The sequence below is a fragment of the Variovorax sp. 01N429 genome (assembly GCF_056399425.1).
The window spans coordinates 33,395-48,776 of the sequence record NZ_JBFTRG010000004.1; the positions used below are offsets into that span (position 1 = coordinate 33,395).

Sequence of the window (15,382 nt, forward strand, 5' to 3'; positions counted from 1 at the left end):
GACCGCGAGAACGCAAACCTGAACACAGCCTTGCGCCACAAAGCGCGTGGCCGAGATGAGGACGTTCTTGGCGAATTCCATCAGGGCCCGCAGGCTTCGGCTTGCATGACAAGGCCGGATATAAGACTGCAGCCGATACCTGTTGAGAAGGTCACGTGAGAATCAGCTTGGCAAACCGGGCGGTGTCCATATAAGGTTGTGTGAAAACGGGTTGAATAGATGGCGGTGCTCGCCTAGATTGTGGCAACGCTACTGAATGGGCGGCCACATGAAGCGATTCATCGAAGGCGAGGACCGTCAGCAGGTCACTTTGCTGCCAGAGTGCCTGGAGGACTATATCGGCGAGGACAATCCGGTGCGAGTCGTCGACGTCTTCGTCGAGGAACTGGATCTGCAGGCACTGGGCTTCAAAGGCGTTGAACCTGCAGCGACCGGTCGCCCTTCATACCACCCGTCGGTCCTGCTGAAGCTCTATATCTACGGCTACCTCAATCGCATCCACTCGAGTCGCCGGCTGGAACGCGAGGCCCAGCGCAACGTCGAACTGATGTGGCTCACCGGCCGGCTGGCCCCGGACTTCAAGACCATCGCCGATTTCCGCCACGACAACGGTCCTGGCATCCGCAAGGTCTGCAAGCGATTCGTTGGCATGTGCCGAGAGCTCAAGCTGTTCACGCACGCCATCGTGGCCATCGATGGCAGCAAGTTCAAGGCGGTCAACAGCCGCGACCGCAACTTCACCACCGGCAAGATCGACGCGCGTCAGCGGCAGATCGAGCAAAGCATCCAACGCTACCTCGATGCCCTGGAGACGGCCGATCGCACGCAGCCAACGGAGATCGAAGGATTCTGCTGTGGCCGGGCCGTACCGCGGGGGCCGGTGCGGTCGCAGCGCCGATCCCGGCAACTGCGAGCAGGCCCCACAGATTTGCGTATTATTTGTGCATACAAGCGCCTAGCAAGCATGGTTGGCAACGGTACTTGACTCGTCAGCCTAAACCGAGGCACACAAATCACAGAGGGTCCGCCTGCAGAACTCGCTTCATGCCAGTGCGGACCACTCACGTTGACTCCTTAGTCGTCGTCTCGGTCTCGGTCGTGAGCGCGCCCGGGCCCTTGGCGACACACATAGCTATGTGCATCCTTCGGGTCTCCTCGCCCTGTGTATGCCGCGTACTCGGGGTACGCGCAAAGGGGCCTGGAAAAGAGCGCCGTCTGAATACCTTGAGGACCGGTGTTGTCATTACTGGGGCGCTCCCATGCAACGACCTGGTTCCGATATGAGCCTGGCTCAACTCCTTCCTCGACCCACTTGGCCATCACGTGAAGAAGGTCGGACGCGTCCGCGCCACGGCCTCCTCGGCAATGCGGCATGCCCGGAACCATGTACAACTTGGCGTTTCGTTGGGTAGCTCCAGGGTCTGCCTTGCGAAGAGCTTTGTAGAAGTTCAGGCTCGTGTACGGCGGCACTTCCATGTCTTCCCAGCCATGGAACAGCATCAGCTTCTTCCCCTTCCGAAGGTACTTCATGACGCCGGGCTGGTCGCCCGTCATGTTGTAGACGTCATCCAACACGGTCTTGACCTGAGCAAATTGGTTCGGGATGTCAAAGGTGAGCGGGTCGACTGCAGCGGGGCGGCGGAAAGCCATTTGAAGGAAGCCGGAAGGGAGCGCTACAACATTGCCCCAGCGGCCGTAGTTACCGGCCCTTGACCAAGGCGCGCCGATGACCTTGCCATTCAGTACCAATTCGCTGGCATGTGCATCGATGTTGGCGATTTCGGCCCCCGTGAGACAGTTGTCACCATCCTGTCCACGACACTGCATAGACCGTGCAACCTCTTTAAAGGGGCATGCTTCCACATTGCTAATCAAGCCGTCCTTGACGCCATCCAATGCGTCGCACGCCTCGATGGACTTCTCGTAGAGGGCATCGCCTTTCGCCCTCGACAGGCCAATACCTAGCTGAACCGTCCTGCTCCATTTCGCCGTGAGGCCAGGCATGTCGGCCCCTTTGACGTCGTCGTCAGCGTGACCCCAGACGCCGTCGCCACCGATGACGCCGTCGTAATAATCGCCGAATCTAGACGCCACCACAGAAGCGTTCTTGCCTCCGTTGGAACACCCCGCGAAGTAGTGAAAATTTGCGTCGTGGCCGTAGTAGGCACGTACGATATTTCGTCCGACCAAGTCCGTGTCGTACATCTTCGCTGTGGCATAGCTCAACGTCAGCCCGCGGTCTACCGCGAAGTTTGCCGCCGGGTACTCCGTGTTCCGATGACCGCCGTTGGAAGCAATGACCGCAAAACCAAAGTTCACTGGGTCTTTGCTCGTCGACACAATTGGGCTGCTAGGGACACTTAGGTTCGGAATGCTTCCATCGAACCCGCCGCCGCCGTACTGAACGTACCTACCCTTCCAGTTCTCTGGCAGGCGCATTTTGATGTCATGCTGTGGCGCGACTGTCGCAGCAATCTCGCAGTACTGCATGCCTTCCGGCGTCGAAAGATACTGGGCGCTCGTGATGGTGGTGTTATCGATCTTGAGCTGCGTTAGTGCCGAACATGAGCCCGCTCCAGGGCCTGCATTTGCTGCCACGCTTGCCAGAAGCAAAGCACCTCCAAAGGCGCTCCTTCTCATTGCGAGAGTGCATGGCAGCGCGCGTTCGCGACTGCTGCGTTGAACTTTTCTCATCGAGGTGTCTCCTTAAGGTTATCGACCTGGCCGCGCGTGAAAACTGGCCTAGGTCCGTTCGCAGCCTATCTAGGTCAACATCGATGACCTATCCATCCTTTGGCTGTTACGCATCGACTTCATCTATGCGCGAAAACGTCAATGAGTAACAGTGACTGTTTCGATGAGTGCAGGCAGGTCACGTCTTCTAGAGTCCAGCAAACCGCGCGACAGCTGTGCGGTCAAAAAGGAACGGAGACATTCATGACGTCAAGACACTGGCTATACAGGCTGACAGGGCTTGCCACGACCACGGCAGCGGCTTTTGCGCTTTTGGGGTGCGGCGGAGGGACCGGCACGGGGTATGACAGCACGGCAAGGTCTGCGCCACAGAGCAGCAAACCCGCGGTCGAACTTGACGAGGAAGGCTTGCCGAAGAAGACCGATTGAGTGCACCACGAGGACGGCGAGCCCTCAGAGCCGGGCGGCGCCGCAGCGCGGATATCCATCCCGACATCGGCGTCAGGACCTTAGGTACGCTACCGGACCCTCAAACAGGCCACTAAAACCCCAGGCGGCCAAGTTCCTTCAAGAGCGCCTGCAACTCTTCATTGACCGCAGCCAGTTCTTCGAGGCTGTATTCAGTCGAGAGTTGTTTGTCGCCAGTCGGCACTCCAATGATGTTCACAACCTTGCTTTTGTTGACATGCTAGAAGCCAAAAACATGTGACCCAGCTGCGAAACCGCCTCTGCCTCGAGAGTTTCTCGCCATGCCCACAACTCGCCCCGCCGTGGTGGCATCGTTCATGTCCGGAGGTGTAGGCAGATGCTTCAAAACTATTCTTGGTCAGTTTCGCCGACCACCGCGGCTCCTGGCCAGGTAGTCTTGAATCCAGTACCGCGCCTTCGGCAAGCTCGGCCCTAACGGCAATCTCGTCACCCCCAGCACGGGAGATCGACAGCCTGCACACGACAACTCCCGAGTGCATCACCGCCAACTTCTTTCCCTCGAGCTGAACGGCCGTCGTCCAGTCCGGCGGCGCCAGGGGCGATTCGTTCACTACCTGCGCCTCCAGACCCGCGGGTGAATGCCGCAATCAAACGCCTAGCAGTGTGCTGAAATACCTCTGCCATCGGTCGACGCGTGAGGCCTCAAACGGTGGAAGTTGATTCCGACAGTTGCAAACCAAGACCCAGACGATGCGCGGAGCCGACACCTTCACCGAGAGCTTGTTCACGATGCGCGGCCTGGAGGACTTCGTACCCGCGAATCATCCGCTGCGTCCCAACCGTGCGATGGTCAATGAGCGCTGCTCAAGATGGATGACTTGTTCGCCGGCATGTATGAGGCCGGCAGGGCGGGCGCTCCAGAGAAGCCGCTGCGCGCGATGCTGCTGCAGATTTTCTTCAGCGTTCGCTCGGAGCGCCAGCTCATGGAACAGACCCAATACACCTCTGTATCGCTGGTTCGTCGGCTTGGCCATAACCGATGCGGTCTGGATTCCCAGCGTCTTCACCAAGAACCGCGAGCGCCTGATCGAGAACGACGCCATCATCGAACTGTTCAACCGCATCGTCGAAACAGCTGGTCGCAGAAGCTGGCTGCCGGGAGAACACTTCAGCGTCGATGGCACCCTCATCCAGGCGAAGCCGGCCCTTGAATGATCGTCGATGGCTACGTGGGCAAACTCCCATCCGGCGCCGCGGCTGCGCGTGGTCCTGCCGCCGTTGATGCGATGGCCTTCGCGCTCGATGCGCCCAAGCTTTTTGGTATCCATGTGCAGGAGTTCGCCCGGCGCTTCGCGTTCATAGCGAACCACCAGCTGCGCCGGCTCGAGCGCCTTCAGGCTGGACAGGCCCAGCACGGCGAGCAAGCGGCTGACCGTGGCCACGCTGCGCCCCGCCACGGCAGCAATGCGGCGCATGGGCATGCGTGCTCGGTGCAGTTGCTCAATGCGCTGGGCAAGCTCGCCGTCCACGGTGCTGCGCGTCCGATCCGGGGCGCGAGCTGCGATCTTGCGGGGCCTGCTGGCCTCCGTGCTCGAAGCGCCGCTGCCACTTGCGCGCCGTCTGGTGGCTGATGCCCGCAATACGTTCAATGAGCAACTTGCGTCCTTCGATGGTCAATCCGGCATTCTTATGGCTGTTCACTTGGTTGATTTCCTTTGAGAGTTCTGAAGCGTCGTAACTCCAGTCTCCCAGACTCTTCCGGGTGAACAACCTATCGAAACATCACACCTAGACGATGACTCGCTTTGGAGGGGAGTATTTCCGCATCCTGCTAGGCAAGATGGCAAGATGGCAAGCGCCATCGGTACGCGCAAGACTTAATCGGCGCAGAACCGCAGGTGCTTGGGTGCTTGAGGAAAGCGGTAAGGGCTAGCGCCGTCAGACGACCATGTGCTGCTCAATCCGCTCACGTCCGAGGTCGGTAAAGCGCCCCTGCAGTACCACTTCCCCGTGTTCGAGAACGATGACAGAGTCGGCAAACGCAGCGACGAACTCCAAGTTCTGCTCGACGATGATGAAAGAAGCACCACCGGCCTTCCGTCGATTCACCATCGACGCCATTCGGTCGATGTTCTCGGGCTGAACGCCCTCCGTCGGTTCATCTAGCATCGCCAACTTTGACTGCAAACCGATGGTTCGAGCGAAGGAAAGAAGCTTGCGCTCGCCGCCGCTCAGAGACCCCGACCGTTGATTCAGTCTGTGCTGCAGAAGAGGAAAGTGTTCGAAAATTTCTTCGTACCGCTCGGCGTTCCAGTCGTTGAGGTGGAGCCATAGGTTGTCTGAAACCGTCAGCTCGCCAAATACGACGTTCTCCTGAGGCGCGAACGCGATTCCCAAGCCGAGGCGGGTGTGAAGTGGCCTTCCACCGAGCGCTTCACCATTCCAAACGATGTCACCACTCGTGAGCGGCAACTGGCCAGCTAGCGCCTTCAGCAGCGTGCTCTTTCCAACGCCGTTTCTTCCCACGACCGCTAGTGCATGACCAGGCTGAATTTCGCCAGAGACTCCCCGGATCACGACGGTGTCACCGTAGCCACAAACCAGTTCTTTAAACGCGAGTGTCATCTCCGTCCTCCTGCGTAGACTGCCCGCACCGCCGCGCTGGCCTGAATCTCCGCGAGCGAGCCCTTGTCGAGAAGACGCCCCTGGTGCAGCACATACACGTCGCCGCCCATCGCATCCACGGCCGTGATGTCATGCTCAATCAGCAGCGCGGCCGCACCAATCTGCCTCACTAGAGTCTTGATGGCGTCAATCATTTGATGGGTTTCACCTGGAGAGAGTCCTGCGCAGGGCTCGTCCAAAAGCACCAGCTTCGGCTCGGGAAGAAGCGTCATCGCCAGTTCCAACGCCTGCCGATGCCCTTGAGCCAAGGTACCAGCTGGCGAATCGAGCTGCGACGCGAGGGCCGGAAACTTCTTCAGGATGTCGTCGAGCAGCTTGGTATGCCATCCCAGAGTAACCAGCTTCAGCGTGTCGACGCCGGACGCCCGCCCAGCCCAAACGGCCAAACTGAGGTTCTCCCGAACCGTGAGGTCAGAAAAAACGGATGGTACTTGCATCTTGCGTCCGATGCCCTTGCGCGCCACGCGCCAGGCAGCCAGCCCACCGATGTCGTGGCCGTTGAACATGACTCCACCGCCGAGAAGCGGAAGCCGCCCCGTGATGACGTTGAACGAAGAGGTTTTCCCCGCACCGTTAGGTCCGATAACGCAACGGATGCCTGGCCCGCTAAGCGCAAGGGAAAGCCCATCAAGAATAGTCACACCCGACTGGACTGTTCTCACTCCATCCAGAGTCAGAGAAACGGGAACTGTGGACTTGTCCGCATCATGCGCGACGGGAGCCGGCAAATCCTCGCCGTGCCTCGGGTCAGCTCTTCGCTTCAGCAGACCCGCAACCCCGTTGGGGAAGAACAGCACCACAACGATGAAGAGGGCAGCCACCACGACTTCCCAATAGAGAAACTGCTCACGAAGTTCGGCGGAGGCGTAGCCGACCACGGTGGCACCAAGTAGCGGCCCCAACGCGCTCCCCTTTCCTCCGACAGCCGCCCAGATGACAAACTCGGTCGAGAGAACGAAGCTCATCGCCTGGGGGGTAACGATTCCTTGGTGTGCAGAAAACAGAGCACCTGCCACCGCGGCGAGCAACGCTGAGAACGCGAAGGCGTTTGCTTTCACCCGGTCGGTCGCATAGCCGAGAAGTTGGAGCCGCTCCTCATTCTGTGCCACCGCCTCCCAAATTACTCCGATGGGTCGCGCCGCCAGCATCGCAAGAACAAGAGTCGAGATGACGCCGACTACGGCCACGAGCCAGTACAACGTCTCGTAGCGAGACGTGCCAGGAATATCGGGAATGTTCGCCATGCCATTGAAGCCACCGGTGAGGTGGCCCCACTGCTGCGCTGCGAGGAAGCCAAGCATGGTCAGCGCAAGGGTGATGAGTGAGAAATAGGGTCCGCTACGCGAACTTCTAGCGAAGACCAATCGAGCAATGACATAGGCGAGCAGTGCTGGCGCCAACACCGCAAGGGGCAGCGCCAGGTACATCGCGGGGTTCGACTCAGCTCCCTTGAGCATCCCCCCGAACAGGTAGGCACCTAGTCCAAAGAAGAGCGCGTGCCCCAATGGCAGAAACCCAAGGCGTCCCCAACACAGGGCCACGCCCTGCGCAGCAATCCCGTAAATTAGGAAAAGCGCAATCTGGTACGCCGCAAACTCGCTGGACACGAACGGCAGCGCAACCAGGACCACGGCCAGAAAGGCCGCCGATTTAGCGTCGCGTAAAAAGACCATTGGGTTTGAGCCACAGGAAGAGGATTGAGAGCATTAACACGACTGCGTAGCCGCTGGTCTGACCTGCTACGCTGCTGGCGATTGCCTGCGAGCCGCCAATAATCCCGACACCGCCAAAGAGGCCGCCTAACGTGCCCAGGCCACCCACAACCAGCACGAAAAAGGCATCCAAGAGGTAGTCGACACCAATGCCGGGCTCAATTCGAATCAACGGCGCCAGGAGGACTCCGGAGAGTCCGGCAAGTACCACGCCAATAATGAAGGCCTGCGAAGCGAGTCGCCGGGTATTGATGCCCAACGCCTGCGCAAGAACGGGATTCGCGGTCATGGCGCGCACTCGAAGACCGGCAGCACTTCGTCGATACCAAAGGTAGAGCCCAGCCATCACGACGACCGCCAGGACAATCAGCGCTAAGCGATACACCGGATACTGCGAGCCGAAAACCCTCATCGGTTCGGTTAGCGACGACTCTACGTTTCGGTACTCTCTCCCAAAAACTGCTTCGACGAGTTTTCGGAGCAACATCGCCAGGGCCCAGGTCGCAAGTAGCGTGTCGAAAGGTCGCGAGTAGAGCGGCCGAATGAGCCAGCGCTCCACCACGTATCCGAGCACGCCGCACACCACTACCGCCAGAGGAACCGCAGCCAGAAGCGGCAGACCCAGTTTCTGCACTGCCACCGCCGAATAGGCTCCGAGCATCACGAACTCCCCGTGCGCCATGTTCATGACGCCGAGGAGACCGAAGACGATGGCCAAGCCCAGCGTCGTGAGCGCGAGCGTGGCCAACTCGTAAGCGAGATTCAGGCCGTGCAGCAGGAGGCTGCCATCAAGCATAGTTAGACCTTGCAAGATTGGCCGGAACCGACTTTCGGAAATGTCTTCACCACGTGAAAGCCCTTGTCCGTGACATCAGCTAGGTAGATGTCCTGCTCCACGTGGCGCGCCTTGATGGTCGCATCGCCTCGTGGACCGTTGTAAGTCGTTCCTTCGGAGGCGGCATCCATCTTCGCCGGATCCAGACTGCCAGCCTTCTTCGCCAGCGCTTCAAGGATGAGGAAACCTTCGTAGGTCGATTCGGCGAGACCGTTCAGTGCCGGAGCATTCGCGCCGTTGGCCCCGGCATAGTCCGCAGCGAACGCCCTCGCCGCCGGCGTATCGATGTTGGAGAAGTAGCCGGAGCTCGAGTACAGATTGCGCGCGTTTGCGAAGCCGATGCCGGCGAGGGTGTTCTCTTCAATCAACGTGCCCAAGCGAATCGCCTTGTCCGAAAGACCAAAGCTGGCAAAGGACTTGTTGAAGGTCACCGAGGCACCACCAACCAGTGACACAAGCACGGCGTCGGCGCCACTATCGCGAATGCGCGCTAGGCTCGCATCGAAGTTGTCGACAGTGAACGGGAGGTACTCGTCTCCGACAACCTTTGCCCCGGTTTTCTCGATGTAGCCTTTGGCGGCAGCGTTCGTATTGCGGCCCCAGATGTAGTCGTTGCCAATCATGTACCACTTGGTCGGCTTGCGCTCAGCTGCCAGCCAAGGAATGGCAGGCTCGAGCTGCTGTTGCGGCGTTTCGCCCTTAACGTACGTACCCTTTGCACACTCTCCACCCTCATAGACGGGCGTATAGAAGTATGGCACTTGACCTTTGAACAAGCCGACGAGCGCGCCACGCACTGCACTGTCGTGCATTCCGACTACGGCGCCTGCCTTCTGGCCCTTCCAAAGCTTCAGCGCCGCTTGGCCGGCTTCTGCAGGCGCAAGGCCCGCATCTCCAAACAGGAGCTCCACCTTTCGGCCAAGGACGCCACCACGGCTGTTCAAAGCGACTGCGGCCATTTCGGCGCAAGCTTTGGATGACGGGCCAAACAAGCCGGCGGGCCCGCTTTGAGGAATCATCACAGCCACCTTGAGCGGGTCGGCCGCAAAGGCACTAGGCATTGCAGAAGCTGCGCCGGCGGCCAGCGTTGCTTGCAGGAAATGACGACGGTCCATGAGATGCTCCTTCGGTGTTTCAGTTAGAAGTTTTGAGTTGAGGGGCGGACGGAAGAGCTGACTGGACAGCTTCAGCAATTGACAAAAGGCGGCGGTCAGAGTTGATGGGGCCATCCAACGCCAAGCCGACGGGCAACTTGTGAGCGAGCCCGATTGGGATGGTTACGCCAGGCAACGACGCGTTGCTCCCTGGGTCGGTGTTGCGGATGAACGTTTCGAACGTCGGCAGCTGCACCCCATTGAGGTCGACCGTTTCGTCCTCACCTATTGGCGCGGCAGTGCGTGGGGTCGTCGGGAAGACCAGTGCCTCGACTCGATGCGAGTCGAATGTCTGTTTGTAGAGGGCTTGCATCTGCACTCTTGCCTGGAGTGCGCTCTTGTAGGCATCCTCAGGAATGCCTCCGCCGGTCAGCAGCGTACCGACAGCACCGCGCACGTCTGGACTACCAACGGCTGCAATCATTTGCTCAAGCGTGACGCCGCGGCCGCGCACCTCGAGGTACTCGCGCATGTCGCGCACAAACTCAAAGAGTGCCACCGGGAAGCCGACACTGGCGTTAAGCTTGCTCAACGTGGGCATTTCGACATCGATGAGCTCAACACCAGCTTGCCGCAACGTCTCCAAGGCGGATTCAGCGACCTGTTTGAGTCCCGGTTCCAAGTCGATCCAGAACGGAACCCTTGGGACACCAACGCGGAGCCCTTTGAGTGCAACCTTCGCTTGGCCGCCTTGCGCACCCGTCATCACCTCATCGAGGAGTGCGCAGTCCGCGACGGTGTAGGCCAGCGGCCCTGCGGTGTCGCGAGTGAACGAAATTGGTGCGATGCCCTGCCCCGGCACGCGCCCGACCGTCGGCCGAAAGCCACTGACCCCACATAGGGCTGCCGGAACGCGAACCGACCCTCCGGTATCCGTGCCGATTGCGGCGGGGACAATCCGTGCACCAACTACCGCGCCCGACCCACCGCTGCTGCCCCCGGGAATCCTGGAGGTGTCCCAAGGGTTCCTGACAGCACCAGTCACCGCATTGTTGTTCGTGATGCCGAACGCCAGCTCGTGCATGCCCACCTTGCCCGCAATGACGGCCCCCGCCGCCCGCAGGCTCGCCACCAGCTCAGCATCGCCTTGGGGCTGCTTGCCACTCAATGACGCCGTACCGGCCCCACAGGTCATGCCGGCCGCTTCGATGTTGTCCTTCAGGGCGATAGGGATACCAAGCAACGGCAAACGCTCACCGGCCGCAAGTCGCCTATCAGCCTTGCGCGCTTCGTCGCGAAGGACTTCAGCGTCGAAGCAAACCCACACATTGAGATCGGAGTTGGCTTCCGACCGCGCAATGCAGGCTTCGGCCAGGTCAAGGCTTGAAACGGTCGCCCCATCAAGGAGCTTCCGAATGGCAGAGAGGGGGAGGTCAATTGCGTGCATGGCTCGTTCGACGATTCGTGACGATTCAATGTACGCAGCGCGGCTTGGCGCGGGACCTATAGAAATCGTTAGGGTTCTCACTCCGGGTTGGTCAAACGTAGGGTCGGACCGGACTTGTGAAAGCGGCCGTACTGCCTAGCATTGATGTCCCGCGCATGAAGCTGGCTTGGAATGACCATGCACCTCTCCACCGTACAAACCAGAGCACTGTCCGACCTCATGCGGCTAATCGCAACATCGACTGAGGGTGACGAACTGCGAGAACGCATGGCACTTCCAATGCTTGACCTTCTTCGTGCGGACACCTACGTATCGATGGTGTGGGATGGGGAGCGACAGCGCTTCGGTCGCATGACCGCGCTGAACATGTCCGAAGAGAACCTTCGGTCATGGGACAACTATTTCCGATTCGTCGACCCGTTGACGTACCCCATGATGCAACGCCGCAAGCCGACTGTGGCAACCCAGGTCGTGTGCCAGTCCAACCTCTCCCGCACGGAATTTTTCAACGACTTCCTCCTTCGGGACCGCATGTACTGGGGTGTGAACGTCTACTTCTATGACCACGAGCAGTGCGTTGGCGACATTCGAATTTGGCGCAATCGAGAGCGCGGTAACTTCGACGTGAGTGAAGTCGATATCCTGAACCTTATTGAGCCGGCCATCACCGCAGCGCTTGCGCGACTGAAGTGGAGCGAGACAGCGCCCGCTACCGAGGCGAATGAGTCCGCAGAGTCAACATTGCAGCGGGAAGGACGCTTGAGCAAGCGTGAAGCCGAGGTGGCGTGGCTTGTCAGTTGTGGTTGCCCGGACAAGGAGATTCAGAGCAGGCTCGGCCTGGAATATCCGACCGTACGCTTCCATCTTGGCAACGCCTTCAAGAAGCTCCGCGTCACCAACAGAGCTACGCTCGTAGGGCGGGTGCGCGCGCTACTGGCACACCAAGAGAACGGGGGTTCTCAGACGGCCATCCTGGTGCCAGCCGTTTCCGCAGAAAACGCAATAACCCCTTCTGCGTTCGCGACTCGAGTTCTCAGGCAGCGAAGCGAGACACCGCTGATTCGTCCCAGCTGATTCCGACGCCAGGGGTGTCGTCGAGGACAGCATTCCCCTTCTCGTACTTGACGGAGCGGGCGAGCACCGGGCCGGCCAAGTCCATGCGCTCCAGGTAATGCGCAGTGGGTGTCACAAGCAGCAAGTGGGCACTGAACTCCGGGAAGATGTGCGCCGACATCGGAATCCCGTAGGTCTGCGCCAGGGCAGAAGCCTTCAGCCACCCGGTGACACCGCCAATCTTCATGACATCAGGCATTGCCAGCTCGCACGCACCAGCCTCAAGAGCGCGCTGCATGTCATCGGGCGAAAGCCAGTTCTCGCCCATCTGAACGGGCACGCGGGTCCGTTTGCGAATCTCGGCGTATCCCTTCAAGTTCTCTTGGACGGTCGGCTCTTCAATCCAGCCTAGGTCTTCGGCCTCCAAGACATGGATTCGCCGAACAGCCTCCGAGACGGTGAGACCCTGGTTGTAGTCCGCCAAGATGCGCACCTCGGGGCCAACCGTCTTTCGGAGAGCACGCAAAACTGCAAGGTCTTCTTCCAGAGTTGCATAGCCAATCTTGGTCTTTATGGCCTTGAATCCTGCTTGTGCCGCACCCTCGGCGCGCCGACAACCCAGCTCAATCCCATCCATGCTGTGGCTGTCATAGGTGGGAATCGGCTTGATGGAGCCCCCTAGCACCTGTGCAAGGGCTTGCTTCAAGTGCTGTGCCCAGGCATCCCACGCGGCCATGTCCAGCCCAGCGGTCGCCATCTGCGCCAGGCCGGTCTTTCCCAGCAAACGCAGCCACGACGATAAGAGCGCGTCCAACGCGACCGGTGCAACAGGTTGTCCTACGACCAACTTGCCCAACGAACGTATCATCTCAAGCGTCGCCGAAAGCGCAAGCGGCGTGTACGTGAAGACGTAGCTCCGACCAGTGACGCCCGCATCGGTCTTCATATCAATTAACACTAGAGGCGCTGTGTCGACGATGCCTACGCTCGTTCGCACAGGAAACTCCAGCGGGACGTTCACTGCACGCGCGACGACTTCAACAATCTTTGGAACATCCATTTCATACTCCTAAGTAGGCGGAGCGCACTCGCTCATCGGCCGCGAGTTCCGAGGCCGGACCCGATAGCGACACACGCCCAGTTTCCAGCACGTAAGCATGGTCAGCAATAGCCAGCGCGGCTCGGGCGTTCTGTTCAACAAGGAGAATGGGAACGCCGCCGTCCTTGAGCCTCACGATAACCTCAAAGACTTCCTTGACGAGCAACGGCGCCAAGCCCATCGAAGGCTCATCCAACAGGAGAACCTTTGGACGGCTCATCAAGGCACGCGCCATGGCGAGCATCTGTTGCTGTCCGCCCGAGAGCTGCCATGCGCCCTGGTCCTTCTTCGTCCGCAGAATCGGGAAGAGATTGAACATCTCTTCGATTCGGCCAGGGTCAGGCTTGTGCGTGTAGCCTCCCAGCTTGAGGTTATCGAGAACCGACAACGGACCGAACACTTGGCGCCCCTCGAGCACTTGCGCGAGGCCTTCGCGGACACGCTGCTCCGGCGCAAGCTTCGTGATGTCCCTTCCCAGCAGTTCCACACGACCGCCCCAGGCGTGGATGAGGCCAGAGATTGTCCTAAGCAGCGTCGTCTTACCCGCGCCGTTTGCGCCGACAAGTGCCACCAGATGACCTGCCTGCAACTCAATGTCGACACCCCGCACGGCCTCGATTCGGCCGTACCCGGCCGCAAGCCCGGTCACCTTGAGAACGGTAGCAGTCATGCGTCGACTCCCAGGTAGGCTGCAATCACGTTGGGGTTCGTGCGCACTTGCTGCGCCGTACCTTCTGCAAGCTTCTTGCCTTGGTCAAGAACCACAATGTGGTCGGAGATGGACATCACCATCTTCATGTCGTGTTCGACGAGGAGAACGGTGGTGCCGCCGGCGGCAATCTTCCGGATGAGTTCACCGACCGCGTGAGTTTCACTGTCGTTGAGGCCGGCCGCTGGTTCGTCCAGCAGCAACAAACGCGGACTCGCGGCGAGCGCCCGCGCAATCTCCAGGCGCTTGAGCACACCGAACGAGAGCTGCGTCGCGTGAGCGCCTCGTGCGCTTCCAACACCAACGTAGTCCATGAGTTCGTGTGCCCTGTCCGCCAATTTGCGGTCCGCAGTACGGGTCCACCCGAAAAATCCAGACCAAAGGCTCGGATTGCTGCTCAAGTGGGCCCCGAGCATCACGTTCTCACATGCCGTCATGTTCATGCAAACCTGGAGGTTCTGGAAGGTTCTGCACATGCCGCGCTTGGCGAGACCTTCCGGAGCCACACCTGTGACTTCATCTCCATCGAGATACAACTGACCGGAGCTCGGCTCATAGACGCCGCTAATGAGATTGAACAGCGTTGTCTTGCCAGCTCCATTGGGTCCGATGACAGCATGAACATGGCCCTGCTTGACGTCAAACGAGACGTTGTCCACGGCGGCCACGCCACCAAAGCTTCTAGATAGCGATTTGACAGAAAGCACTAGCTACTCCTCTTCTTCAACCACAGAGCGATGGAAGGCACGAGGCCCTTGGGCAGGAAAATCATCGTGAGCATCAGCACCAGGCCAAAGATGATGGCCTCGTACCCATGGAAGCCGCCAACGAGCTGCGGCAACATAGTCAACAGGGCTGCACCCAGAACAGAGCCAAAGGTGCTGGACATGCCGCCAAGCACGACCATGGTGGCCAGCTCGACAGAGTGTGCGAAAGACGCGAGAGACGGGCTGATGAAGGCCAAGTAGTGCGCAGTCAGGCTGCCAGAGATGGTGGCAAATACCGAAGAGGCGATGAAGACGCGCACCTTGAACGCGCTCACGTCAACGCCAACCACTCGCGCCGCGTACTCCGACCCGTGCAAGCCACGAAGGGCTCGGCCGGCAGGCGAAGAGAATAGATTCAGCGACAACACGATTGCCAGGAAGAGAACGATGGCGGCTAGTGCATACCAGTGCGTCAGCTTCTGGAGAGTGAAGCTGCCGAAAGTAAGCGGCGGAACAGCCATCCCGTCAGGACCGCCTGTCCACCCAACCTCGTTAATCAAAATAATATTGACGATGACGCCCAGACCGAGGGTGGCCATGGTGAGCGAGTGGCCCTTCAACCGAAGAATTGGCTTGGCTATCAGCCAAGCCACCAGCGCGGCAGCCACCGCGGCCGCTGGAATCGAGATGACCGGATTCCATTCGAACCGGGTCGCGGCAACTGCGCTTCCGTATGCGCCGATGGCGACAAAGGCGGCGTGCCCAATGCTGATTTGGCCTGCGAATCCCATCAGGAGGTTCAGACCGATGACCGCTACCGCGGCCAAAGCAATGCGGATTGCGATGTCTAGCGTGTAGTTGTTGGGCAGCACGAACGGCAAAACAGCAAGCAACGCCGCCGTGACCAACAGGGACCAT

At 59.7% G+C, this 15,382-nt stretch carries 13 protein-coding genes and 3 pseudogenes; 4 read left to right on the forward strand and 12 right to left on the reverse strand.

What is annotated here, in order from left to right; translation table 11 throughout:
• Positions 1-268: 268 nt before the first annotated feature.
• A pseudogene (locus AC1DSF_RS08455) lies at positions 269-832 on the forward strand (transposase); the annotation flags it as partial.
• 242 nt (positions 833-1,074) lie between these two features.
• Here the strand turns inward: AC1DSF_RS08455 and AC1DSF_RS08460 are convergent.
• Positions 1,075-2,694: a tannase/feruloyl esterase family alpha/beta hydrolase gene (locus AC1DSF_RS08460; protein ID WP_478182625.1), complete on the reverse strand. Its 1,620-nt coding sequence runs from the start codon at positions 2,692-2,694 to the stop codon at positions 1,075-1,077.
• 243 nt (positions 2,695-2,937) lie between these two features.
• Here AC1DSF_RS08460 and AC1DSF_RS08465 point away from each other — a divergent pair, with 243 nt between their 5' ends.
• Complete coding sequence (locus AC1DSF_RS08465) at positions 2,938-3,123, forward strand: hypothetical protein (RefSeq protein ID WP_478182626.1); 186 nt, start codon at positions 2,938-2,940, stop codon at positions 3,121-3,123.
• Between the two features lie 112 nt (positions 3,124-3,235).
• Here AC1DSF_RS08465 and AC1DSF_RS08470 read toward each other — a convergent pair whose 3' ends face one another.
• Positions 3,236-3,361 (reverse strand): hypothetical protein, encoded by a 126-nt coding sequence (locus AC1DSF_RS08470; protein ID WP_478182627.1) that lies wholly within the window; start codon positions 3,359-3,361, stop codon positions 3,236-3,238.
• 512 nt (positions 3,362-3,873) lie between these two features.
• Between AC1DSF_RS08470 and AC1DSF_RS08475 the strand changes: the two are divergent.
• Positions 3,874-4,320: pseudogene (locus tag AC1DSF_RS08475) on the forward strand (transposase); the annotation flags it as partial.
• Here AC1DSF_RS08475 and AC1DSF_RS08480 read toward each other — a convergent pair.
• The 6 genes and pseudogenes from AC1DSF_RS08480 to iaaH all read right to left on the reverse strand — a co-directional run.
• Positions 4,308-4,824, reverse strand: a pseudogene (locus tag AC1DSF_RS08480) (leucine zipper domain-containing protein); the annotation flags it as partial. The pseudogenes AC1DSF_RS08475 and AC1DSF_RS08480 overlap by 13 nt on opposite strands.
• A 237-nt stretch (positions 4,825-5,061) precedes the next feature.
• Positions 5,062-5,748 (reverse strand): ATP-binding cassette domain-containing protein, encoded by a 687-nt coding sequence (locus AC1DSF_RS08485; RefSeq protein ID WP_478182628.1) that lies wholly within the window; start codon positions 5,746-5,748, stop codon positions 5,062-5,064.
• Entirely contained in the window at positions 5,745-7,481 is a 1,737-nt protein-coding gene (locus AC1DSF_RS08490; RefSeq protein WP_478182629.1) for a branched-chain amino acid ABC transporter ATP-binding protein/permease, read from the reverse strand. The genes AC1DSF_RS08485 and AC1DSF_RS08490 overlap by 4 nt, the downstream gene beginning before the upstream one ends.
• On the reverse strand, positions 7,459-8,316 hold the full coding sequence (locus tag AC1DSF_RS08495) for a branched-chain amino acid ABC transporter permease (protein WP_478182630.1): 858 nt from the start codon (positions 8,314-8,316) through the stop codon (positions 7,459-7,461). The genes AC1DSF_RS08490 and AC1DSF_RS08495 overlap by 23 nt, the downstream gene beginning before the upstream one ends.
• Positions 8,317-8,318: 2 nt before the next feature.
• Complete coding sequence (locus AC1DSF_RS08500; protein WP_478182631.1) at positions 8,319-9,548, reverse strand: substrate-binding domain-containing protein; 1,230 nt, start codon at positions 9,546-9,548, stop codon at positions 8,319-8,321.
• Positions 9,490-10,896, reverse strand: coding sequence for an indoleacetamide hydrolase (iaaH, locus tag AC1DSF_RS08505; protein WP_478182632.1), 1,407 nt, complete (start codon positions 10,894-10,896; stop codon positions 9,490-9,492). The genes AC1DSF_RS08500 and iaaH overlap by 59 nt, the downstream gene beginning before the upstream one ends.
• Positions 10,897-11,067: 171 nt before the next feature.
• On the opposite strand from iaaH, the gene AC1DSF_RS08510 reads away from it, so the two are divergent.
• Positions 11,068-11,970 (forward strand): helix-turn-helix transcriptional regulator, encoded by a 903-nt coding sequence (locus AC1DSF_RS08510; protein ID WP_478182633.1) that lies wholly within the window; start codon positions 11,068-11,070, stop codon positions 11,968-11,970.
• Here the strand turns inward: AC1DSF_RS08510 and AC1DSF_RS08515 are convergent.
• The 4 genes from AC1DSF_RS08515 to AC1DSF_RS08530 are packed head-to-tail and all read right to left on the reverse strand — an operon-like array spanning position 11,930 to position 15,372.
• Entirely contained in the window at positions 11,930-13,009 is a 1,080-nt protein-coding gene (locus tag AC1DSF_RS08515; RefSeq protein ID WP_478182634.1) for an enolase C-terminal domain-like protein, read from the reverse strand. The two genes, AC1DSF_RS08510 and AC1DSF_RS08515, sit on opposite strands and share 41 nt — an antisense overlap.
• Position 13,010: 1 nt before the next feature.
• On the reverse strand, positions 13,011-13,718 hold the full coding sequence (locus tag AC1DSF_RS08520; RefSeq protein WP_478182635.1) for an ABC transporter ATP-binding protein: 708 nt from the start codon (positions 13,716-13,718) through the stop codon (positions 13,011-13,013).
• A complete protein-coding gene (locus tag AC1DSF_RS08525) occupies positions 13,715-14,464 on the reverse strand; it encodes an ABC transporter ATP-binding protein (protein WP_478182636.1) in 750 nt (249 codons plus the stop codon). Before AC1DSF_RS08525 ends, AC1DSF_RS08520 begins: the two co-directional genes overlap by 4 nt.
• Positions 14,464-15,372 (reverse strand): branched-chain amino acid ABC transporter permease, encoded by a 909-nt coding sequence (locus tag AC1DSF_RS08530; RefSeq protein ID WP_478182637.1) that lies wholly within the window; start codon positions 15,370-15,372, stop codon positions 14,464-14,466. The genes AC1DSF_RS08525 and AC1DSF_RS08530 overlap by 1 nt, the downstream gene beginning before the upstream one ends.
• Between the last annotated feature and the right edge of the window lie 10 nt (positions 15,373-15,382).

Coding starts and splice junctions, on each gene's coding strand:
- AC1DSF_RS08520 (WP_478182635.1), bottom strand. CDS start 13,718: ATGACTGCTACCGTTCTCAAGGTGACCGGGCTTGCGGCCGGGTACGGC.
- AC1DSF_RS08490 (WP_478182629.1), bottom strand. CDS start 7,481: ATGGTCTTTTTACGCGACGCTAAATCGGCGGCCTTTCTGGCCGTGGTC.
- AC1DSF_RS08510 (WP_478182633.1), top strand. CDS start 11,068: ATGACCATGCACCTCTCCACCGTACAAACCAGAGCACTGTCCGACCTC.
- AC1DSF_RS08465 (WP_478182626.1), top strand. CDS start 2,938: ATGACGTCAAGACACTGGCTATACAGGCTGACAGGGCTTGCCACGACC.
- AC1DSF_RS08460 (WP_478182625.1), bottom strand. CDS start 2,694: ATGAGAAAAGTTCAACGCAGCAGTCGCGAACGCGCGCTGCCATGCACT.
- AC1DSF_RS08515 (WP_478182634.1), bottom strand. CDS start 13,009: ATGGATGTTCCAAAGATTGTTGAAGTCGTCGCGCGTGCAGTGAACGTC.
- iaaH (WP_478182632.1), bottom strand. CDS start 10,896: ATGCACGCAATTGACCTCCCCCTCTCTGCCATTCGGAAGCTCCTTGAT.
- AC1DSF_RS08485 (WP_478182628.1), bottom strand. CDS start 5,748: ATGACACTCGCGTTTAAAGAACTGGTTTGTGGCTACGGTGACACCGTC.
- AC1DSF_RS08495 (WP_478182630.1), bottom strand. CDS start 8,316: ATGCTTGATGGCAGCCTCCTGCTGCACGGCCTGAATCTCGCTTACGAG.